The following is a 20,855-nucleotide window of genomic DNA, read 5'->3' on the forward strand; positions in this document are numbered from 1 at the left end:
TATTATATTGTTAGTATCCGATCATTATGTTTGGATCGTTTCACTAAATAATTTAATGTGTCAAGTCTGCAAAGACTGCCGCTTCACGCAACGCACTATTTTTTGTAGGTGGGAGAGTAAAATGATTCAAAAAGGGGGAGAATCTTGAGCAGAACCAGCCGCAGGGACGAGCGTCTCACAGAACTCGCAGCATTGATGGAAAAACAAGGTGTGATGCGTTTGCGGGATGCGGCAGCGCAACTCGGTGTTTCTGAAATGACCATCCGTCGTGATATGGCGCAGCGGGATCTCAACGGCGGGGATCTGGCGCGCTCGGATAGTGATGTGCTCAAGGGGCTGAATTGTCTTGGCGGATATATTTTCTCTGCGCAGGATAATAATGGTCACAGCGATTACAGTCTTGACCACGAAAGTGATTGTCATGCAGGCGCCAAGGCGCAGGCCTGCGCGGAAGCTGCCGCGATGATTGAAGAACATGACACGATTTTCATCGATTGCGGTACGACCACACCGCATCTGGCGCGTCTGGTGCCAGAGAATAAGTCTGTTACGGTTGTTTGCTATTCGCTTAATGTTGCGGAAATCCTGTCATCCCGCGAGGATGTGCGCCTGATTGTGCTGGGCGGTCTGTTCCACCGTTCCGCTGCCTCTTTCTCCGGTGAGGAGGGGATTGAGACATTGAAGAAGATTATCATCAATAAGGCCTTTATCTCGGCGGGCGGTGTGCATGATGAACATGGCGTGACCTGTTCACATTTCCATGAGATTCCGGTCAAACAGATGGCAATTGCCCGCGCGATGGACTCTTATCTGGTGGTGGATGGTAGCAAATTCGGCAAAGTACGCTCGGCACCATTTGCGCAAATTATGCAATTCCGCAGGATTTTCAGCCATTAAAGCGGAGATTCTTAGTCAGTTATCTCTGGTTTGTCTGTTTATTAGGGTCTATGACTGCTAATCACGTTCAGCCCGAAATGTGATAGTGGTTTTCTCAAATGTCCTCGCCTGAAAAAAACGGCAGCCGTCTGAAACGCACGGCAGACCGTCTTTTTGCGCCCTTGCTGGCCGGTGCAACTTTTCGTTCCCGCCTGATTGCCAGTCTTGGTATTCTGCTCTGTGTTGTTGTGACCGGCATGGTCAGCGCATGGCTCTATGACCACACCACGCATTATGTATTTCTGATCGCACCGGTCGGTGCCTCGGCCGTATTGCTCTTCATCGTTCCGACCAGTCCGATGGCGCAGCCATGGGCAATTATCGGCGGGAACACGATTTCAGCCCTGATCGGCGTTATTGTCTATCAGTTGGTGAAAGAGCCGTTTCTGGCAGCCGGTCTGGCGGTTTCTTTATCTGTGCTTGCCATGTCGCTGGCACGTGCCATGCATCCGCCCGGCGGAGCGATTGCGCTTACTGCCGTCATCGGCGGTCATACGGTGACCGAGGCGGGCTTCTTGTTTCCGTTTACGCCGGTGGCGCTGGATTCTGCGATTGTGGTGCTGTTCGGCATTGTCTTTCACAGGCTGCTGAGACGCCCTTATCCGCACACAATACCGGTTATTAATCCGCACCAGACGCAGGATACGCCGACACAAATGCGCGGCGGCCCGACCTCCGCTGATATTGATGCTGCTTTGTCTGAAATGCAGGAGAGTTTCGACATCAGCCGTGAAGATCTGGAAGTTTTGCTGCGGCAGATCGAGATGCAGTCCGTCATGCGTAACAATGCTGCGGGTAAAGCGGGGCCCGATTGCGCGTCGATCATGTCACGGCACGTTGTGTCTGTGAAAGCGGATGATACGGATGATTATGCCCGTTCATTATTGCTCCGGCATAATATCCGCTCGCTGCCGGTGGTTGATGATCGCAATGTGTTGCTTGGCACGGTGGGCTTGCGTGAATTGCTGAAAGGCAAAGGGGCTGTTGCAGCGCTGATGACCAGTCCGCCTGTGGCTCAGCCGCAAGATACGGCTCTGAGTCTTTTGCCGGTGCTTACCAATGGCCGTTCTCATGCGGTGATTATTGTGGATCAAGACCGCCATGTGCAAGGTTTGATCTCGCAAACCGACCTGCTTGCAGCCCTCGCGCGACTGGTGCAGCCGGATATGCCGGTGAAAAGCTCCGGATAAGATAATACAAAGTTGATTTCTTTTATCCACTTATCTATAGCATAAGGCAAAGCGATGAGGCATCGTCAGAAATGATGTTTGCCTGCCGTGTAGCGAGTTTTGTACGCCCGATGGGGCGCACGGCGCTCTGAATGCCTATAGGGAGTGAATATGCAAATGACACCGGATCAGACGACACCAGTCCAGACATCGCCGGCAGGCCGTCCGCAACTACGTCAGTGGGAACTGACTGTAACCGCTGTGGCGGATGCTCCGGCCAATATGCGCCGTGTCACTTTTACCGCGCCGGATATTGCAGAATTCACCTATCGTGCCGGACAGGCCATTGTGATGATGCTGCCGACCGGCGATGGCGAATTTGGCCGCCGTGACTATACAATCCGCAGTCTTGATAAAGAAAAAGGCCTGCTGGATGTGGATTTCTTCATGCATGGTGACGGCACACATCTGACACCCGGACCGGCATTTGCCCGTGATGCCAAAATCGGCGACAAGATCAGTGTGCGTGGTCCGCGCGGTGGTGCCTCTTTCCGTGAGGATGCTGACTGGCATCTGATTACCGGTGATGAATGCTGCATTCCGGCGATTTTCCATATTCTTGAAACCATGCCCGCAAAAGCGCAGATGCATGTTCTGATCGAGGTGGACAGTGTGGCCTCGCAGATCGCGCTGAATGATGTCCGCGAAGGATTGTCAGCGACACAGATCACATGGCTGCATCGCGGCAATCAGAAAGCCGGTCCGAGCGATCTGATGGCAGAGGCGGTTGCCGGCTTCATGCTGCCGCATGGCCGTGGCCATGCCATTCTGATCGGTGAAACCAGCAATGTGCGCAAGCAGCGCCAGAATCTGATCTCGCGCGGCCTGACCCGCGAGCAGATCGCTTCTGAAGGTTACTGGCGTCCGGGTCGTATCGGCGGCCATGACCATGTTGAAGACTGATACGTGAAATTTCGAAAATCTGCCGGATAAATCAGGCTATTGAAGAGGAAAAGCAATGAAACGGATGACAGGACTTTTCGCAAGCATCGCTGCCGGTGCCCTAATGTTTGCAGGCGCGGCTCTTGCCGGTGAAGTCACCGTGAAACACGCACAGGGTGAAACCAAACTGCCGGATGTTCCGCAGAAGGTTATCACTTTTGACCTTTCATCCCTTGATACGCTGGATGCATTGGGCGTTAAGGTTCTGGGTGTTCCGACCATCAAAAAGCAGGATTACCTGACCAAATATGATGCCGATGAATATATCAAGATTGGTACATTGTTTGAGCCGGATTATGAAGCTGTCAACGCTGCGCAGCCGGATCTGATTATTGTTGGTGGTCGCTCCGCTGCCAAATATGCTGAACTGGCAAAAATCGCGCCGACAATTGACCTGACTGCCGACGCTGCAAATTTCGTAAAAAGCTCGGAAGACAATGTTCGCACTCTGGCCAATATTTTCGGCAAAGACAAAGAAGCTGAAGATGCGCTGACCAAGCTGAATGCCAAAAAAGACGAGCTGAAAGCGCTGACTGCAAAAGCAGGCACCGGTCTGCTGGTTCTGACAACCGGCGGTAAGATCAGCGCCTATGGTCCGGGCTCGCGCTTTGGTGTGCTTTATGACGATCTCGGTGTGAAGCCTGCTGCTGATGATATCAAGCCGGGCGGTCACGGCCAGCCGATCTCCTTTGAATATATCCTCGAAAAGAATCCAGACTGGCTCTATGTGATCGACCGTGACGCAGCGATCGGCCGTGAAGGTGTGGCTGCCGAGAAATTCCTCGACAATGCAGTGGTTGCCCAGACCAATGCCTGGAAGAACAAGCAGGTTATCTATCTCGACGGCTCCGCATGGTATCTCAATGCCAGCGGTCTGACCTCAATGGGCAATATTGTCGATGAACTGATTGCCGGTTTAAAGAAATAAGCCTGCGGAAATAAGATTCCGGACGGCTTTACGGATAAGCGGAGTAAATATGTCGTGTTTTGACTTTACCCCGCCGGTTCTTTCAGGTTAAAGCATCCGGATTGTCTGCAAGGATATCAAAAAAGGCGGCAATGCATTGTCACTGCTGCCTTTTGTTTGTCCTGTATTATGCCCGCCGCTGACCGCAATTGTCAGAGCCTCTCTGTCTGCGGAATAGCTTGTTGTGTGTCTGTGCATCCTGTTCCGTTTTTGGGATGCACCTAGAACGGTTGCCGCCTTGTGAAACTGATCGCTGCAACATGCCTGCTGGTTCTTCTTGCCCTGATAAGTCTGTTTATCGGGGTGAGCGACGTGTCTTTACAAAGCCTGTTCGGCGATGAGACCGCACGGCGTGCGCAATTCGTACTGGTGGAGACCCGCATTCCGCGCGCACTTGCGCTGATCCTTGCCGGTGCAGGCATGGCCGTCTCCGGTACAATCATGCAAATTCTCGCGCGCAACCGTTTTGTAGAGCCGTCAACGGCCGGTACGGTGGATTCTGCCTCACTCGGTATTCTCACCGTGATGATCCTTGCACCCGGTTTGCCGGTCTTTGGCAAAATGCTGGTTGCAACCAGTTTTGCACTCGCAGGCACTGCGCTGTTCATGCTGATTTTGCGTCAGATTCCGCTGCGCTCGCCGGTGATTGTACCGCTTGTCGGCATTATGCTCGGCGGTGTGATCTCGGCAATCACCACATTTTTTGCCTATCGTTTTGATTTGCTGCAATCCATGGGCGCATGGACGACGGGTGATTTTTCTGCCGTGCTGCGCGGGCGCTATGAGCTGTTATGGCTGTCTTTCGGCCTGACCATTGCCGCCTATATTGCCGCTGACCGTTTTACTGTTGCGGGTATGGGCGAGGCATTTACCACCAATCTCGGTCTGAATTACCGCCGCGTGATGACTTTGGGGCTGACCATTGTCTCCATGGTCACGGCCTGCGTGGTGACGACTGTTGGTATTGTGCCGTTTCTCGGTCTGATTGTGCCGAATGTGGTGAGCATGGTGATGGGCGACAGTATGCGCCGTTCGCTGCCGTGGATTGCGCTGCTTGGTGCAGGACTGGTGCTGATCTGCGATATGATCGGCCGCACGATTAACGCGCCTTATGAAATTCCTGTCGGTACAATTCTTGGCGTGCTGGGCAGTGCCTTCTTCCTGTATCTCGTTTTAAGGAAGTCCGCCCGTGGTGCATGAAACAATTTATCCGGTGCACAGTGAAGGCACGTTGCCGGTTGAAAATCCGGCCAATCGCAGAAGCGCTGTGAAGCGGCTGATCTTGCTTGGTGCATTGGCACTGATTGCGATGGCGGCTTTCATGACCATTGGTGCCAAGGGCAGCTGGAGCTTTGTCTTGCCGTTTCGCGGCACCAAGCTCGCGGCCATGATTTTGGTGGCCTATTCGATCGCTTTGTCGACGGTTTTGTTTCAGACCATTACCAACAACCGGATTCTCACACCTTCCATCATGGGCTTTGACGCGCTTTATGCGTTGTTGCAGACGGTGCTGGTGTTCTCGCTGGGTGCTCATGCGGTTTCAATGGCCAATCCGAAGCTGATGTTTCTGGTTGAAATCGCTTTGATGATGGGCTTTTCCGGTCTGCTCTATCGCTGGCTGTTTGCCGGTGAGGGGCGCTCGCTGCATCTTTTGATGCTGGTGGGGATTATTTTCGGCGTGTTTTTCCGCTCCGGTACCGGCTTTATGCAACGGATTATCGATCCGAATGATTTTGTTGTGTTGCAGGACCGGTTATTTGCATCATTCAACACGATTGACAGCCAGCTGCTCGGCCTCTCATCCCTTGTTGTCGGGCTGGTGTCTGTTGCGGCATGGCGCATTGGTCACCGGTTCGACATTCTGTCACTTGGGCGCGAGACAGCCATCGGCTTGGGTATTAATTACAAGCGCACAACAATGATCATTCTGATGATGGTGGCTGTGCTGGTTTCGGTGTCCACTGCCTTGGTGGGGCCTGTCACTTTCTTCGGGCTGCTGGTGGCCAATCTGGCCTATATGATTATGCCGGTTACCCGTCACCGTTACACAATACCTGCTGCTGTGCTGCTGGCTGTGATCGCTTTGGTTGGCGGGCAGCTTATTCTCGAGCGCGTTTTCGCTTTCAATACCGCCTTGGGTATTGTGATCGAATTTGTCGGTGGTCTGTTCTTTATTCTGATGCTGGTACGAGGAGTTGCCCGATGATCGAGGTCAAAGCCGTCAGTAAAACCTATGGCGAAACTCTGGTTGTGAATGATGTCTCACTGACATTGCCATCCGGCGGTATCACATCAATTATCGGCCCCAATGGCGCGGGAAAATCCACGCTGTTATCGATGATAAGCCGCCTTATTCCGGCTGATCAGGGGCAGGTGCTGGTCGACAATATGGATGTGGCGCGTACCGCCGGCGATGTGCTGGCCAAGCGTTTGTCGATCCTGCGTCAGGAAAACCATATGACGGCGCGTCTGACTGTGCGCGATCTGGTGACCTTCGGCCGTTATCCTTACAGCAAAGGCAGGCCGACTGCAGAAGATGCGCAATTCGTGGCGCGTTCTATTCAATATCTGAATCTGAATGATCTGGCTGATCGTTTTCTTGATGAGTTGTCCGGCGGTCAGCGTCAGCGTGCCTATGTGGCAATGGTGCTGTGTCAGGATACGGATTATACGCTGTTTGACGAGCCGCTGAATAATCTCGACATGAAACATTCTGTCGAGATGATGAAACTCTTGCGCAAAGCAGCGGATGATCTGGGCAAGACGGTTGTCGTTGTGCTGCATGATATCAATTTCGCATCCTGCTATTCCGACCATATTGTTGCAATGCAGCACGGCAAGCTCTTCTGTCAGGGTACGCCGGAAGAAATCGTTTGTCCTGTGGTGCTGGAATCTATCTATGGCACCGTGTTCAAAGTGCAGGATGTGGAAGGCAAGCGCATCGCTACCTATTTCATGTAAAATCACGCTGTTGATGAAAAACAGCGTGATGTATTTTGCTGCGCGCGCCTATAAATCGAGCTGATAGCTCTCAGGAACATACCGGTACCCCTGATCCATTGCCTGCAAATAGCCGATAGCCGGAAACGGCATATGATAACCGATAAATGGCAGGCGTTCCGAAGCGATCATATCAAAGATGCGCTTGCGGGTTGCAGCCGCCATTTCTTTGTCGGCATCAAAAACCACATGCCATTCCGGTCTTTGCAATGTGATGACGAAATGATTGGCTGTGTCGGCAATCAGGATGAGCTGCTTGCCGCCGGATTCAACGCGGAAAGCCATATGGCCGGGTGTATGGCCGAAAGCAGCAAGTGCCGTAATACCGGAAACAACAGCATCTCCGTCTTTAAGAAAACTGGTTTTGTCTGCCAGCGGTTTGACATTGGCGAGAACAATTTTCTGCACGCCTTCGGCCGGTGTGCCTGCACGGTCAGGACTGGTCCAGAAATCATATTCTGCCTGACCTGTAATATAGCGCGCATTGGCAAAGGCGGGAGCGCCGTTTTCCATTAACCCGCCAATATGGTCAGGGTGGAAATGAGTGAGTACCACAATAGTGATCTGTTCCGGTTTGTAACCGGCAGCTTCAATCATTGCCGGTAATTTTCCCTGTCCGTTTTCGCGGGCAGCGGCACCCATGCCGGTATCAAACAGGATCAGTTCTGAGCCGGTATTGATCAGTGTCGGTGTGAATCCGTTGACGAAACGATCAGCAGGCAGAAGATTGGCCTTCAACAAGTCTGCAACCGCTTCTTCCGGCTGATTGATGGCATAGGTTTTTTGCGGGGCTTCACCGGCGCGCAGGCCATCCAGTAAGACTGTGATCTGAAAATCACCGAGCATGAAACGGTGAAAACCGGGTGATGAGACACCGGAAAGCGGTACATCAGCAAAGGCCGCACGGGTTAAAATCTGCGGCGCAGCAAGGCCGGTGAGTGTTGCAGCCGTGGCAAGGCTGAAGATATTTCTGCGGGTAAGGGACATTCAATTACCTCATATCATTGGTTTTGATCGGGTCGAAAGAATGCTGCATTATCCGTCAGGATTGCGGGGCTGCCAACCGCACAGACAGATTTTTTAAATTTTTCCGGTAATAGCTGCATATTTGCGGGCACAAAAAGCGATTACGGCAAAGCTTTGTCAGCCCTTATTTAAAACGTCATATTAAGCCCCTATATAAAGGCAGATATAATCTGACACCCAAAGCACAGGCGGACGGAGGTTTTTTATATTGCGATCTGTATAAATTTATAAAATCAGTTTCGATTTTGAAGATTATGCAGTAAAGAAAGCTACCGCAGTCCGGCAGTCTTGCCGCGCGGTCTCCTGTTAACAGGATAAATTTCCCCGCCAAAACACGTAACAGTAACGGACCGGACAAACGAATTGACGATCAAGACCCCGTATTACCTCATTGATAAGACCAAACTTCTGCCAAATCTGGAAAAGATTAAATATGTGCGTGCGCAGTCCGGCGCGAAATCGCTGCTGGCACTGAAATGTTTTGCCACATGGTCCGTGTTTGATCTGATGAGTGAATATATGGACGGTACAACATCGTCTTCGCTCTATGAAGTGCGCCTCGGCAAAGAGAAATTTGCCGGCGAAACACATGCTTACAGTGTTGCCTATGCGGATGATGAAATTGAAGATGTGCTCGCGAACAGCGACAAGATCATCTTCAATTCCATTGGTCAGCTGACCCGTTTTGAAGAAGTATCCCGAAACCACATTCGTGGTCTGCGCGTGAATCCGCAGGTTTCCACTTCCGACTTCTCATTGGCCGATCCGGCGCGCCCGTTCAGCCGTCTTGGCGAATGGGATGCTGCGAAGATCGAAACCGTGATGGATAAAGTCTCGGGCTTCATGTTCCACAACAATTGTGAGAACGATAAATTCGAGCGTTTTGATGAGATGCTCGGCATTATTGAAGAGCGTTTCGGCCATCTGATTTCCCGCGTGAAGTGGGTCAGCCTCGGCGGCGGTATTCACTTTACCGGCGAAAACTATCCGCTGGATCAGTTCTGCGCGCGTTTGAAAGCTTTCTCCGAGAAATATGGTGTACAGGTCTATCTGGAACCGGGTGAAGCTGCGATTACCAAATCCGCTACGTTAGAAGTGACCGTGCTCGATACGTTGTTCAACGGCAAAAATCTTGCGATTGTCGACAGCTCGATCGAATCCCATATGCTCGATCTGCTGATCTATCGTCAAACCGCGAAACTGGAGCCGAATAAAGGCGATCATGAAATCATGATCTGCGGCAAGTCCTGCCTTGCCGGTGATATTTTCGGTGAATTCCGTTTTGAAAAACCGTTGCAGATCGGTGACCGTCTCTCCATTCAGGATGCGGCCGGTTATACAATGGTCAAGAAGAACTGGTTTAACGGCGTTAAAATGCCATCCATCGTTGTCCGTCAGCTCGACGGAACTGAAGAGCTTGTCAAAGAGTTTACCTTTGACGACTTTGCTGCCGCCCTTTCCTGAGGCAGATACTATAAAATGCAACCGATGCGCTTTGTGCGGAGCAATCTGTACAGGGCGTATCATTGATTAGTGCATAATCATCATTGGAAAAATTTGTGATTATGCCGAAAAGGCTACTATGGAGCGTACCGCGTGAAATGAAAAAAAATGTCCTGATTATTGGTGCCGGAGGCGTGGCGCAGGTTGTGGCGCATAAATGTGCGCAGAACAACGATGTACTGGGTGATATTCACATTGCTTCGCGAACGAAATCAAAATGCGATGATATGGTCGCAAGCGTTCGTGAAAAGAAAAGTATGAAGGTCGAGGGCGTATTGGAAGCCCATGCACTGGATGCTCTGGATATTGAAGCCACGAAGGCACTGATTACCAAGACAAATTCACAGATCGTGATTAATGTCGGTTCGCCTTTCATCAATATGTCGGTGCTGCAGGCCTGTATCGAAACCGGCGTGGCTTACATGGATACTGCTATCCATGAAGAACCGAACAAGATTTGTGAGACCCCGCCGTGGTATGCAAACTATGAATGGAAGCGCCGCGAGCTTTGCGCTGAAAAAGGTATTACTGCTATTCTCGGTATCGGCTTTGATCCGGGCGTGGTGAATGCCTATGCGCGTCTGGCCAAAGACGAATATTTCGACAAGATCACCGATATTGATATCATCGATATCAATGCCGGTTCCCATGGCCGTTGGTTCTCCACCAATTTCGATCCGGAAATCAATTTCCGCGAATTCACCGGTCGCGTTTATTCGTGGCAGAAGGGTGAATGGCAGGTCAATAAGATGTTTGAAGTCGGCAAGGAATATGATCTTCCTGTCGTCGGAAAGCAGAAGGCCTATATGACCGGCCATGATGAAGTGCATTCGCTGGCACGCAATATCGAGGGTGCGGATGTGCGCTTCTGGATGGGTTTCGGCGATCATTACATCAATGTCTTCACCGTGCTGAACAATCTCGGCCTGTTGTCCGAACAGCCGGTTAAAACCGCTGAAGGTCTGGAAGTTATTCCGCTGAAAGTGGTCAAAGCTGTACTGCCTGACCCGTCATCACTGGCACCGGATTATACCGGCAAGACCTGTATCGGTGATCTGGTTAAGGGCAGCAAAGACGGTAAAGACCGTGAAGTCTTCATTTATAATGTGGCAGACCATAAGGATGCCTATAATGAAGTTGGTTCACAGGGTATTTCCTACACTGCCGGTGTTCCGCCGGTAGCGGCTGCCATGCTGGTTGCGAGCGGTGAGTGGGATGCCAAGACAATGGTCAATGTTGAAGAACTTGATCCGCGTCCGTTCCTGACCACAATGAGCAAAATCGGTCTGACTACTTGGATCCGTGACGAGCAGGGCGAACGTCAGATTTTCTGATTTTGATCTGTTCCGGAATTAAATTAAGCTCAGGGGCGAAAGTCTCTGAGCTTTTTTATTGCGCATTGTTATAAGAGCGATAGTATTGCGGCAGTTCTGTCCGGTTAAAATGAGGCGCAATGATGGGTTATTCTGTTTTATCGCATTTAAAACATCTTGCTGCGCCGCTGGCAGCGTTGATGGTGCTTTCCGCTTGTAGTGTTTCAGTTGATGAGGGCAGGCCGCAGCGCCCGCCAGTCCGGCCGGATCGTCCGCAAATGTGTACGATGGAATATGCACCGGTCTGCGGTGTGCGTAACGGAAAAACCCGTACATTGGGCAATAGCTGTCAGGCACGCGCTGAGGGCTATCGCATTATCAGCAATGGCGAGTGCAGACCGTCACAATCGCGCCCACCGCAGTGGCAGCAACATCCTGATCGTCCCGGCGGAGCTATGCGACCGGATTATCCAAGCGGAGCTATGCGACCGGATTATCCAAGTGGAGCTATGCGACCGGGTCGCCCGTCAGGGAACTGGGGCGGCAATAGTGGCGGAAACTGGGGTGGTAATAACCGTCCGCAAACCGCCTGCACACGTGAATATGCGCCGGTTTGTGCCACCAGCCACGGCCGCAGCCAGACATTTCCGAATGCCTGTGTCGCGCGCAATGCCGGTTATGAAAATATGCGCAACGGAGCCTGCCGTTAACTCGGTCTTACCGCTTGTAAAATATACAAGATTTAAAGCTGCGATATGCGCTTATACTATCGCAGCTCTTCTTTGAATATTTTCGGCTGGTGACAGACAGGATGATATACGGATTGCATGAAGCAAAACGTCTGCTGAAATACTCCGTTATCCGTGCAGGGCTGGATGCGATCTCCGCGCTGCATCTGGGTAAAATTCTGCCGTCTGCTGCTCAAAACGGCCTGATTTTTACGCTGCATCATGTACGGCCGGAAAACGCCGCGCAGCATTTCTCTCCCAACGCAATTCTCTCGGTCACGCCGCAATTTTTGGAACAGGCGATACAGGAAGTTCTGCAGGCAGGAATGATCCCTGTTCATGTGCATGATTTGCCGGAGCTGCTGGCGAATAATCCTGAAAATAAGCGCTATGTCTGTTTTACGCTGGATGACGGCTACCGGAATAATGCTGATTACGCAGCCCCGATATTCAGGCGTTATAATATCCCCTATACAATTTACATCACGTCGGGCTTTGCAGAACGTAAGAATATTCTGTGGTGGGAAGTTATTGAACAAATCCTGCGTGACAAAGACAGTCTGACATTTGATTTCGGCGCAGGCGACAAAACCCTGTCGTTAAAAACGCGATGGGAGAAGACAAAGGCTTTTGCCCGCTTCGCTTGTTATGTCGACAGTCATGACGAAGATGAAGCGGTGAGCCATATTGCGGATCTTGCTGTGCAGAGTGGTATTGATCCGTTACGCCTCACGCGCGATCTGACGATGGACGTGCCGGAATTGCGGGCCTTGCAACAGTGTGACAACGGGTTGGTGCATTTTGGTGCACATACGGTGAGCCATATTAATCTCAGTCGCGTTGATCATCAGCGCAGGAAATATGAGATTGAAACATCCGCACAATGGCTGAAAGATGAGCTGGGTGCGGCTCCGCAATCATTTTCCTATCCATATGGGTGGAAGACAGCGGTGAGTGAAAATACTTTTGCTGCGGCGCGTGAGTCGGGTTTTGCAGTGGCTGTGACAACGCAACCCGCGATGCTGAATGCAGCTTGTTTGCAGCATCCGCAATCATTTCCGCGCGTATCATTAAACGGCTATTTTCAGAAAAAGCGCTATGTGAGGGCGCTTATTTCCGGCATTCCCTTTATAAACACATGATAATTTAGAGATAGCCGCATTATGAATATTTATGATGTGCTCTATCAAAATTATAAATTTAATTATGGCGCATTAAAAAGTTAAGCTTCTTACAAAGAAGCAGCAATCTGATTGCAAACTTCTTGGGATTCCCGAACAGGGTAGCCATGAGAGTTCATACGGGGGCATGATTATCATGGTGTCGCCGATTGCCAGCAAGCGCAGGCATCGGCGACAATAATCCCGAAATTGCTTTCGGGATCACCAATTTCATAACATCAAACGGTCAGTTCAATGCGGTTGCCATCCTTGTCGAAGCAATGGAGGGCGGATTTTGTTGCGCTGACTTTCAGCACTTCACCACTTGCAATCGTGCTGCGTCCGGCAACGCTGAAAATGATGGCTGTGTCATCTGCAAGACGGGCATGGACATAGCTTTCCGCACCCACGAGTTCGACGGCATCAACAGTCACATCCGTGGTGAAGGCCGCATTTTCTGTGCCAATCATAAAGCCTTCCGGACGCACGCCGACAGTTGCAGTGCCGGTCGGTACAACCGAGCTGAGCTGCTGCATCCATGTTGCATCTTTACCGGAAGCATCTTTGCAGGACAGCAGGTTCATCGAAGGCGAACCGATGAAAGTTGCAACAAAGGTTGTTGCAGGCTTTTCATACAGCTCGATCGGTGTGCCGACCTGCTCAATATGACCGGCATTGAGCACCACCAGACGATCGGCCAGTGTCATGGCTTCCATCTGGTCATGGGTTACGTAAACGCTTGTTACGCCGAGGGAGCGCTGCAGACGCTTGATTTCCACACGCATATGCACGCGCAGCTTGGCATCCAGATTGGAGAGCGGCTCGTCAAACAGGAACGCAGCAGGCTCACGTACAATCGCACGACCCATGGCAACACGCTGGCGCTGACCACCGGAAAGCTGACGCGGTTTACGCTCCAGAAACTGCTCGATTTCCAGCGCTTTAGCCGCTTTGGTAATGCGCTGTTCAATCTCGGCCTTCGGAGTATTGCGGTTCTTCAGACCATAGGCCAGATTCTGGCGCACAGTCATATGCGGATAGAGCGCATAATTCTGGAACACCATCGCAATATCGCGTTCTGCCGGTTCCAGCTCATTCACCACGCGGTCAGCGATCGAGACAGTACCGGAAGTAATGCTTTCCAGACCGGCAATCATGCGCAGCAAAGTGGATTTGCCGCAGCCGGACGGGCCGACCAGAACAACCAGTTCACCATCGGCGATATCCAGCGAGATGCCTTTAATGGTCTCGACATGACCGCCATAGACTTTTTTTACATTTTGAAGAGAAATGCGGGCCATTATTTTTCCGTTTCAACAAGACCTTTGACGAACCATCGCTGCATCAGAACCACGACGATGATCGGAGGGATGATCGCAAGGATCGTTGTCACCATCACAAAATGCCATGGTGTTGCGGCATCGGCGAAGTCCACCATTTTGCGCAATGCGATGATGATTGTGTTCATCTTTGCATCATTGGTGACCAGCAGAGGCCAGAGATATTGTGTCCATCCGAAAATGAACAGAATAACAAAAAGTGCTGCAATATTGGTTTTGGACAGCGGCAGCAGAATGTCTTTCATAAAGCGCCACGGTCCGGCATTATCAATGCGGGCTGCTTCCACAAGCTCTCCCGGAATAGTCAGGAAGAACTGGCGGAACAGGAATGTCGCCGTTGCTGAAGCCATTAATGGCAATGTCAGACCGGCATAAGTATCGATCAGTCCGAGATCCACAATCACTTTATAGGTCGGCAGAATACGCACTTCCACCGGCAGCATCAGCGTGATGAAGATCATCCAGAAGAACACCATGCGGAAGCGGAAGTTGAAGAACACAATCGCAAAAGCAGAGGTGAAAGAAATGATGATCTTACCGATGGCAATCGCCAGCGCCACGACTGTCGAGTTGAACAGCAGGCGTTCAAGGCTCACACCTACGGTGCGTTCGACACCGCCGGTCATCGCATCACGGTAGTTTTCAATAAAGTGGTCACCCGGCCAGAGCGGGATCGGAGGGCGGAGGATTTCCGCCGACGTCATGGTTGAAGCCACAAATGTATAATAGATCGGGAAGGCAACAATGATGATGCCGATAATCAGCGCCAGATGGCTGATTGCGATAGTAACGGGATTACGTTCAATCATTGTCTGACCTCAGGAATAATGCACGCGCTTTTCAACAAAGCGGAACTGGAACGCCGTAAGGGCAATAACGATCACCATCAGCACCACGGACTGTGCTGCAGAGGAGCCGAGGTTCAGATTGACGAAGCCGTCATTATACACTTTGTAGACCAGAGTTTCGGTGGACTTGGCAGGGCCGCCTCCGGTAACCGCATGGATGATACCGAATGTGTCGAAGAACGCATAAACAGTATTCACAACCAGCAGGAAGAACGTGGTCGGTGCCAGAAGCGGGAAGGTGATCGACCAGAACCGTTTGACACCGCGTGCGCCGTCAATGGCCGCTGCTTCCAGCAGGGATTTCGGGATCGCCTGAAGACCGGCAACGAAGAACAGGAAGTTATAGCTGATCTGTTTCCACGAGGCGGCAAAGATAACCAGTGCCATCGCCTGATCGCCTTTGAGCAGCGGATCCCAGTCAAAACCGGCATTGCGCAGCAGATAAGCGAGAGTTCCCATCGCAGGGGAGAACATGAACAGCCACAAAATACCGGCAATGGCTGGTGCCACGGCATAAGGCCAGATCAGCAGGGTGCGGTACAGATTTTTACTGCGCACGACTTTTTCCGCAGCGGTTGCCAGAAACAGGGCAACAGCCATCGACAGCAAAGCAGTCGCAATACTGAAAAAGATCGTAATCTGGAAAGAATGCAGATAATTCGGGTCGGCGAACAAGGCCTGAAAATTTTTCAAACCGACAAAAGCGCTGCGCAGACCAAACGGATCTTCACGCATCATCGACTGATAAATAGCCTGACTGGCCGGCCAGAAAAAGAACACGAATGTGAGTATGAGCTGCGGCGCAACTAATAAATAGGGTAGCACCTTGTTGGGAAAAACAACACGCTGCACAAAGATCTCCTTCAAATTGCAGCGCCACACACCGAAAAGGTGCTGAAGGGGCACAGCAAGATTTTTGAAATGTTACACAATTTCTGATGCTCTTGGCAGGCAGAGACTGTGCTGTCAGCTCAGAGCATTTCCGTCCTGCGCGGACATCATGAAATACTCTGCCTGATCGTTTTACACGCTTCCGGAGACGGTAAGACTTTTCCGGAATGTGCCCTGACATATAAGCCAATCCTCAACGCAATCCTGAAGATGGGTTTATATGCAGAGTGAAGAAAACCGCGCATCCTTTGCAGGATGCGCGGCTATGAGTATTAGCGGTTTACAGCTTCAGCAATGGCTGCATTGCCACGCTCAACGGCGTTTTTCAGCGCAGTTTTTGCATCCTGTTTACCGGCCAGCATCGCTTCATATTCTTCATTGAGAATATCACGTACCTGCGGCAGGTTTACGAGACGTACGCCCTTGGAATTGGCGGTCGGCTCTTTGCCCATCATCTGCAGGATTGGTGTTTCACGACCTGGATTCTTTTCGTAGAAACCGGATTTCTTGGTTTCTTCATAGGCTTCCAGTGTTACCGGCAGATAGCCGGACACCTGATGCAGGCGAGCCTGAATCTTGGTCTGGGACAGGAAGTTGAAGAACTGGGCAATGCCCTTATATTCTTCATCGCTCTTGCCGCCGAATACCCAGAGGCTGGCGCCGCCCGGAATAGTGTTCTGCGGACGACCTTCACCTTCATAATAAGGCAGCTGGCCGATACCGTAATTCATGCCGGATTTAACCACATCGCCCAGACCACCGGAGGATTCTGTCAGCATAGCGCATTCACCGGAAGTGAAGAGCTGCTTGGCTTCCGATGTGCGGCCGCCGTAACGGAACGCGCCGTCTTTGGCGAGATCAGCCAGACCCTGGAAATGCTGCTCGAACAGAGGCGCATTGATTTCCAGTTTTACGTCCAGACCGGCAAGGCCGTTTTCATTGGTGCCGTAAGGAACATTGTTCCATGCAGCGAAGTTTTCTGTCTGGATCCATGTCAGCCATGTAGAGGTATAACCGCAGGCTGCTGCGCCGCTGGATTTGATCTTACGTGCTGCTTCAAACACTTCAGGCCATGTTTTTGGCGCAACTTCAGGATCAAGACCGGCCTTTTTGAAGGCGTCTTTGTTGTAATAGAGGATCGGTGAAGACGAATTATACGGGAAGGACAGCATGGTGCCGTCTGCTTTTGAATAATAAGCGGTGATACCGGCAAGGTATTTGGCTTTATCAAATGTGAAGCCGCCTTTTTCCAGTACTTCGGCAACCGGCATAACCGCGCCTTCAGCACCCATCATCACACCGCTGCCTGCATCAAAAACCTGCAGAATTGCCGGTGCCTGCTTGGCGCGGAATGCAGCGATACCCGCATTCAGAGTTTCAGGATAGGTGCCCTTATAAACAGGAACGATTTTGAATTCGCTCTGGCTTTCATTGAATTCTTTGGAGAGCTGTTCAACAACTTCGTTGTTGGAGCCGGCCATACCGTGCCACCATTGCAGTTCGGTAACCGCAAATGCGTTGGATGCGAATGCAACGGACATTGTTAATGCCGCTACTGAAACAGTCATCAGACGTTTGGACATGACTTCTCCCTGAAGGTCCCTGAAGATCAATGAAACGGAATATCGCTGAGCCGGTGTTATGTGTACGCCGTTCAGACGAGAGTTCCGTGGTTGCCATTAAGCTCTTTCGTTTTAGCGCATATAACATTTAATACGAAAGAGAAAAGCACAATTACGAAAGCTATTCACGCATAATTCTATGCGCAGACACATTTTGGCGAAGAGTTTGTCACAAAACAAGCGATAATAAAATTGCGTGCCATAAAGTTCGTGATTTCGGGAAAATGCTGCGGGCAGGGTGATTCTTTGCCGCTCACGGGCGGAAAATCCATAATTCAGGCAGAAAAAAAGCCGGACTAAAAAGCCCGGCTGAATTTAAGAAGACATTTAGATGCCTTCGAGGGGAACACTTGCAGCGCGAAATGGGAGGAAGCGCGCCAGCAAGTGACCTTCATATGGAGCAAGCGTTAAATAAGTTCAAGGTCATGTTCACAGTTTTTTTGACCAAAACGTAAAATAATTGCGCCTGTGTATTTCAGCCACAGTTTTTGCAGGGCGCTTTGATATGTCTATGCATATAAACGTCCAGACAAGTGGTCAGCCGCGCCTTGCCTGCATAATGCCGGCGATGACGATGAGGCCGCCACAAATCTGCCAGATACTCAGCGGTTCTGACAGCAGGATCCATGCCAGAATTGCTGCCACAACAGGCTGGATCAAAAGTGTGAGCGAAGAAAACGCAACCGGCAGCCATGCAATGGCAAATGTAATCAGGCTTTGCCCGGCGGCTTGCGTCATCCATGCCAGGGCGCAGACAACAACCCAGCCAAACAAGGTCAGCGGGAAATATTGCGTTTCAAAAATCAATGCGAGCGGCAGAATAGTCAGGGTTGCACTGATTGTGGTGCAGAGCATGATCGTTGAGGTGGAAAAACGGCGGCGCGTGAAGCCGAGCATCAGAATATAAGCGGCATAAAGAATGGCAGCGCCCAGAGCCACGGCATCGCCTTTGAGGCTGCTGTGGCCGGAAAGGTCGGGGCCGCCTTTGAGGATCAGCACGCCAAAAATTGCAATAACAAGACCGCTGATGAAAATCCGGCTGATTTTCTGTTTCAGAAACAGCCAGCCGCCAAGCGCTACAAAAATCGGGGACAGGTTCACAATCAGCGTCGAATTGGCAACGGATGTCATGGTCAGCGAAATATGCCAGACCACCAGTTCCAGCCCGATCAGAATGCCCGGAACGGCAAGGATTGCCAGATCACCAAGAGAAGCCGGTTTGACCTGATCCACACCATGCTTCATCCGGTTATTCAGGATCAGCATCGGGATAATCGCCAGTGCCAGCCGCCAGAAAGCCGTAACAATCGGGCCGGTTTCGGCAAAACGCACCAGAATAGGCGAACAGCTGATGAGCAGCCCGCCAAGCAAAAGCGCGATAATCGCTTTTCTCTGTGTCTCAGGCGTGCTTTGCAGCAGGCCGGTTGCGTTGATTGGCGCGGCTTCGGAGGGTGACTTGTTCATGTTTAACCTGCCGCTCCTTATGAAGCAGCCTTATATGTGAGAATGCAGCATAAGTGCAGGCATCTGCTGGCAGGATATGCTGGCCGTATTTTGAGTGATCCGCTGCCTGCGACATGCTTTGTCATCGGAGAGAGTATCTCTCAGTTGCGCGCTTCGGCAGATAGTCAGTCTTTATGTGATATATATCAAAACAATTATATAAAACAGCGCGTCTTTTGACGGACGCGCTATTTCTTATCTCTCTATAGCGGGTGCTTATTCTTCAAAGCCGACGATACCTTTGATTTCGACAAATTCACGCAGGCCGAAAACGCCATATTCGCGACCATTGCCCGACTGTTTGTAGCCGCCGAAAGGTGCCGCACCGTCCCATGGCGCATCATTAATATAGACATTGCCGGTGCGCAGACGCTTGGACAAGGCTTGCGCTTCTTTCAGGTCACCCTGAATATAGGACGCAAGGCCGTAGACCGTATCATTGGCCATTTCGACCGCTTCATCCAGATCATCATAGCCAATCATCGACAGAACAGGGCCGAAGATTTCCTCGCGGGAAATGCGCATATCATGGCCGACACGGGCAAAGATGGTCGGGCGCACATAATAACCGGCATTGAGTTCCGCAGGGCGGCCGGTGCCGCCGGTTACCAGTTCCGCACCTTCATCAATGCCGGCCTGAATCAGATCCTGAATCTTGTCGAACTGCAACTGGCTGACGACCGGACCGAGATCGGTATTGGCGGAATTCGGATCGCCGGTGCGGAATTTTTCTGCTGCATCGCGGGCGATTGCAATCGCATCATCCATAGCTTCCTGCGGTACCAGCATGCGGGTCGGTGCATTGCAGGACTGACCGCTATTACCGAAGCAACGGGTGACGCCGGTACGCACGGCCTTATCCAGATCGGCACTGCGCAGGATAATGTTCGGGGATTTACCGCCGAGTTCCTGATGTACACGTTTTACGGTCGGTGCTGCGGTCTGTGCAACGCTGACACCGGCGCGGGTAGAGCCGGTAAAGGATACCATATCCACATCTTTATGACCGGAAAGTGCGACGCCGACAGTCGGGCCGTCACCATGAACGAGGTTGAACACGCCTTTCGGCACGCCGGCTTCATCCATGATTTCTGCGAACAAAATGGCACTGACCGGTGCAATTTCTGATGGCTTCAGCACCATTGTGCAGCCGGTAGCAATGGCTGGTGCAACTTTGGCAGCGATCTGATTGATCGGCCAGTTCCATGGCGTAATCATTGCCACCACGCCGATCGGTTCATGCACAACGCGGGTTGTGCCCTGCATATAGGCATATTCAAAAATTTCAGCGGCTTTAATTGCTTCCATCAGATGGGCAGTGCCGGAACCGGCCTGTGCAGCCTTAGCCATGGCCAGCGGTGCACCCATTTCCTGCGAGATTGCGGCGCCGATTTCATCCGAGCGGCGGATGAAAATTTCGAGAATGCGCTTAAGCAGAGCGAGACGCTCTTCTTTCGTGGTGACGGAGAAGCTCTCAAAAGCGGCTTTGGCGGCGGCTACTGCCTTATCGACATCGGCAGCGGTGCCCATTGCGATTTTGGTAAAAGGCTGCTCGGTTGCAGGATTGATGACATCCAGTGTTGTAATTGGGCTTATTGCCGGATCAACCCATTCACCGTTGATATAAAATTTGAGCGCGTGATCCATAGTTCCCATCCTGTCATGCTGTTTATGCGGTTTTTTAGAAATTTTGCGCGCAGTTTAGACCTAAACCCCGTGATTACAACTGCATAAACGGCATGGGGTGATGAAATTTTCCGCTCTTAAAGATCGTTACAATGTAATTATTTCCGATATTTGCGCTTTGTTTTTCTGTATTATTATTAAGTAATGATACGTATTATTTA

General features: G+C 51.3%; 18 protein-coding genes. 11 read left to right on the forward strand and 7 right to left on the reverse strand.

Translation table 11 applies throughout. The features are described 5' to 3' along the window. The first annotated feature begins 144 nt into the window (after window positions 1-144). From LDL70_RS17245 to LDL70_RS17275, 7 genes are all read left to right on the forward strand, one after another. Window positions 145-897 (forward strand): DeoR/GlpR family DNA-binding transcription regulator, encoded by a 753-nt coding sequence (locus LDL70_RS17245; protein WP_022709629.1) that lies wholly within the window; start codon window positions 145-147, stop codon window positions 895-897. A gap of 98 nt (window positions 898-995) precedes the next feature. Then, complete coding sequence (locus LDL70_RS17250; RefSeq protein WP_116088327.1) at window positions 996-2,126, forward strand: HPP family protein; 1,131 nt, start codon at window positions 996-998, stop codon at window positions 2,124-2,126. A gap of 150 nt (window positions 2,127-2,276) precedes the next feature. Next, window positions 2,277-3,068, forward strand: coding sequence for a siderophore-interacting protein (locus tag LDL70_RS17255; protein ID WP_225688688.1), 792 nt, complete (start codon window positions 2,277-2,279; stop codon window positions 3,066-3,068). Window positions 3,069-3,132: 64 nt separating this feature from the next. Beyond that, a complete protein-coding gene (locus tag LDL70_RS17260) occupies window positions 3,133-4,035 on the forward strand; it encodes a siderophore ABC transporter substrate-binding protein (RefSeq protein WP_370637865.1) in 903 nt (300 codons plus the stop codon). A gap of 279 nt (window positions 4,036-4,314) precedes the next feature. Continuing rightward, entirely contained in the window at window positions 4,315-5,274 is a 960-nt protein-coding gene (locus LDL70_RS17265) for an ABC transporter permease (protein ID WP_225688690.1), read from the forward strand. Between the two features lie 109 nt (window positions 5,275-5,383). After that, window positions 5,384-6,280 (forward strand): iron chelate uptake ABC transporter family permease subunit, encoded by an 897-nt coding sequence (locus tag LDL70_RS17270; protein ID WP_083647156.1) that lies wholly within the window; start codon window positions 5,384-5,386, stop codon window positions 6,278-6,280. Then, window positions 6,277-7,035, forward strand: a complete 759-nt coding sequence (locus LDL70_RS17275; RefSeq protein ID WP_022711980.1) for an ABC transporter ATP-binding protein — start codon at window positions 6,277-6,279, stop codon at window positions 7,033-7,035. The genes LDL70_RS17270 and LDL70_RS17275 overlap by 4 nt, the downstream gene beginning before the upstream one ends. 48 nt (window positions 7,036-7,083) lie before the next feature. Here the strand turns inward: LDL70_RS17275 and LDL70_RS17280 are convergent, their stop codons facing one another. Further along, window positions 7,084-8,061 (reverse strand): MBL fold metallo-hydrolase, encoded by a 978-nt coding sequence (locus tag LDL70_RS17280; protein ID WP_225688692.1) that lies wholly within the window; start codon window positions 8,059-8,061, stop codon window positions 7,084-7,086. A 408-nt stretch (window positions 8,062-8,469) separates the two neighbouring features. Between LDL70_RS17280 and LDL70_RS17285 the strand changes: the two genes are divergently transcribed. The 4 genes from LDL70_RS17285 to LDL70_RS17300 all read left to right on the forward strand — a co-directional run bounded on the left by LDL70_RS17285 (window position 8,470) and on the right by LDL70_RS17300 (window position 12,786). Further along, on the forward strand, window positions 8,470-9,564 hold the full coding sequence (locus LDL70_RS17285; RefSeq protein ID WP_225689261.1) for a carboxynorspermidine decarboxylase: 1,095 nt from the start codon (window positions 8,470-8,472) through the stop codon (window positions 9,562-9,564). A 137-nt stretch (window positions 9,565-9,701) separates the two neighbouring features. Further along, complete coding sequence (locus tag LDL70_RS17290; protein ID WP_225688693.1) at window positions 9,702-10,937, forward strand: saccharopine dehydrogenase family protein; 1,236 nt, start codon at window positions 9,702-9,704, stop codon at window positions 10,935-10,937. A 119-nt stretch (window positions 10,938-11,056) separates the two neighbouring features. After that, the gene (locus LDL70_RS17295; protein ID WP_225688694.1) at window positions 11,057-11,626 is read left to right on the forward strand and encodes a hypothetical protein; all 570 of its coding nucleotides are present in this window, start codon (window positions 11,057-11,059) and stop codon (window positions 11,624-11,626) included. A gap of 113 nt (window positions 11,627-11,739) precedes the next feature. Next, complete coding sequence (locus LDL70_RS17300) at window positions 11,740-12,786, forward strand: polysaccharide deacetylase family protein (RefSeq protein ID WP_225688695.1); 1,047 nt, start codon at window positions 11,740-11,742, stop codon at window positions 12,784-12,786. A gap of 257 nt (window positions 12,787-13,043) precedes the next feature. Here LDL70_RS17300 and LDL70_RS17305 read toward each other — a convergent pair whose 3' ends face one another. The 6 genes from LDL70_RS17305 to LDL70_RS17330 form a co-directional block, all read right to left on the reverse strand. Beyond that, window positions 13,044-14,105: a sn-glycerol-3-phosphate import ATP-binding protein UgpC gene (locus LDL70_RS17305; protein ID WP_225688696.1), complete on the reverse strand. Its 1,062-nt coding sequence runs from the start codon at window positions 14,103-14,105 to the stop codon at window positions 13,044-13,046. Then, entirely contained in the window at window positions 14,105-14,953 is an 849-nt protein-coding gene (ugpE, locus tag LDL70_RS17310) for a sn-glycerol-3-phosphate ABC transporter permease UgpE (RefSeq protein WP_022711987.1), read from the reverse strand. The genes LDL70_RS17305 and ugpE overlap by 1 nt, the downstream gene beginning before the upstream one ends. Before the next feature lie 9 nt (window positions 14,954-14,962). Continuing rightward, window positions 14,963-15,844 (reverse strand): sn-glycerol-3-phosphate ABC transporter permease UgpA, encoded by an 882-nt coding sequence (ugpA, locus tag LDL70_RS17315; RefSeq protein WP_028233882.1) that lies wholly within the window; start codon window positions 15,842-15,844, stop codon window positions 14,963-14,965. 311 nt (window positions 15,845-16,155) lie between these two features. Further along, complete coding sequence (gene ugpB, locus LDL70_RS17320) at window positions 16,156-17,466, reverse strand: sn-glycerol-3-phosphate ABC transporter substrate-binding protein UgpB (protein ID WP_121993539.1); 1,311 nt, start codon at window positions 17,464-17,466, stop codon at window positions 16,156-16,158. 576 nt (window positions 17,467-18,042) lie between these two features. After that, window positions 18,043-18,969 (reverse strand): DMT family transporter, encoded by a 927-nt coding sequence (locus LDL70_RS17325; RefSeq protein WP_022711990.1) that lies wholly within the window; start codon window positions 18,967-18,969, stop codon window positions 18,043-18,045. Window positions 18,970-19,224: 255 nt separating this feature from the next. Beyond that, window positions 19,225-20,655: an aldehyde dehydrogenase family protein gene (locus LDL70_RS17330; protein WP_225688697.1), complete on the reverse strand. Its 1,431-nt coding sequence runs from the start codon at window positions 20,653-20,655 to the stop codon at window positions 19,225-19,227. Between the last annotated feature and the right edge of the window lie 200 nt (window positions 20,656-20,855).

It is taken from the genome of Pseudochrobactrum sp. XF203 (assembly GCF_020341615.1).
GTDB lineage: Bacteria > Pseudomonadota > Alphaproteobacteria > Rhizobiales > Rhizobiaceae > Pseudochrobactrum > Pseudochrobactrum saccharolyticum.

Bases quoted from the DNA above. Each gene is read 5' to 3' on its own strand.
- LDL70_RS17250 (WP_116088327.1), top strand. From the start codon at position 996: ATGTCCTCGCCTGAAAAAAACGGCAGCCGTCTGAAACGCACGGCAGAC.
- LDL70_RS17255 (WP_225688688.1), top strand. From the start codon at position 2,277: ATGCAAATGACACCGGATCAGACGACACCAGTCCAGACATCGCCGGCA.
- LDL70_RS17260 (WP_370637865.1), top strand. From the start codon at position 3,133: ATGACAGGACTTTTCGCAAGCATCGCTGCCGGTGCCCTAATGTTTGCA.
- LDL70_RS17270 (WP_083647156.1), top strand. From the start codon at position 5,384: ATGGCGGCTTTCATGACCATTGGTGCCAAGGGCAGCTGGAGCTTTGTC.
- LDL70_RS17275 (WP_022711980.1), top strand. From the start codon at position 6,277: ATGATCGAGGTCAAAGCCGTCAGTAAAACCTATGGCGAAACTCTGGTT.
- LDL70_RS17280 (WP_225688692.1), bottom strand. From the start codon at position 8,061: ATGTCCCTTACCCGCAGAAATATCTTCAGCCTTGCCACGGCTGCAACA.
- LDL70_RS17290 (WP_225688693.1), top strand. From the start codon at position 9,702: ATGAAAAAAAATGTCCTGATTATTGGTGCCGGAGGCGTGGCGCAGGTT.
- LDL70_RS17295 (WP_225688694.1), top strand. From the start codon at position 11,057: ATGATGGGTTATTCTGTTTTATCGCATTTAAAACATCTTGCTGCGCCG.
- LDL70_RS17305 (WP_225688696.1), bottom strand. From the start codon at position 14,105: ATGGCCCGCATTTCTCTTCAAAATGTAAAAAAAGTCTATGGCGGTCAT.
- ugpE (WP_022711987.1), bottom strand. From the start codon at position 14,953: ATGATTGAACGTAATCCCGTTACTATCGCAATCAGCCATCTGGCGCTG.
- ugpB (WP_121993539.1), bottom strand. From the start codon at position 17,466: ATGTCCAAACGTCTGATGACTGTTTCAGTAGCGGCATTAACAATGTCC.
- LDL70_RS17325 (WP_022711990.1), bottom strand. From the start codon at position 18,969: ATGAACAAGTCACCCTCCGAAGCCGCGCCAATCAACGCAACCGGCCTG.
- LDL70_RS17330 (WP_225688697.1), bottom strand. From the start codon at position 20,655: ATGGATCACGCGCTCAAATTTTATATCAACGGTGAATGGGTTGATCCG.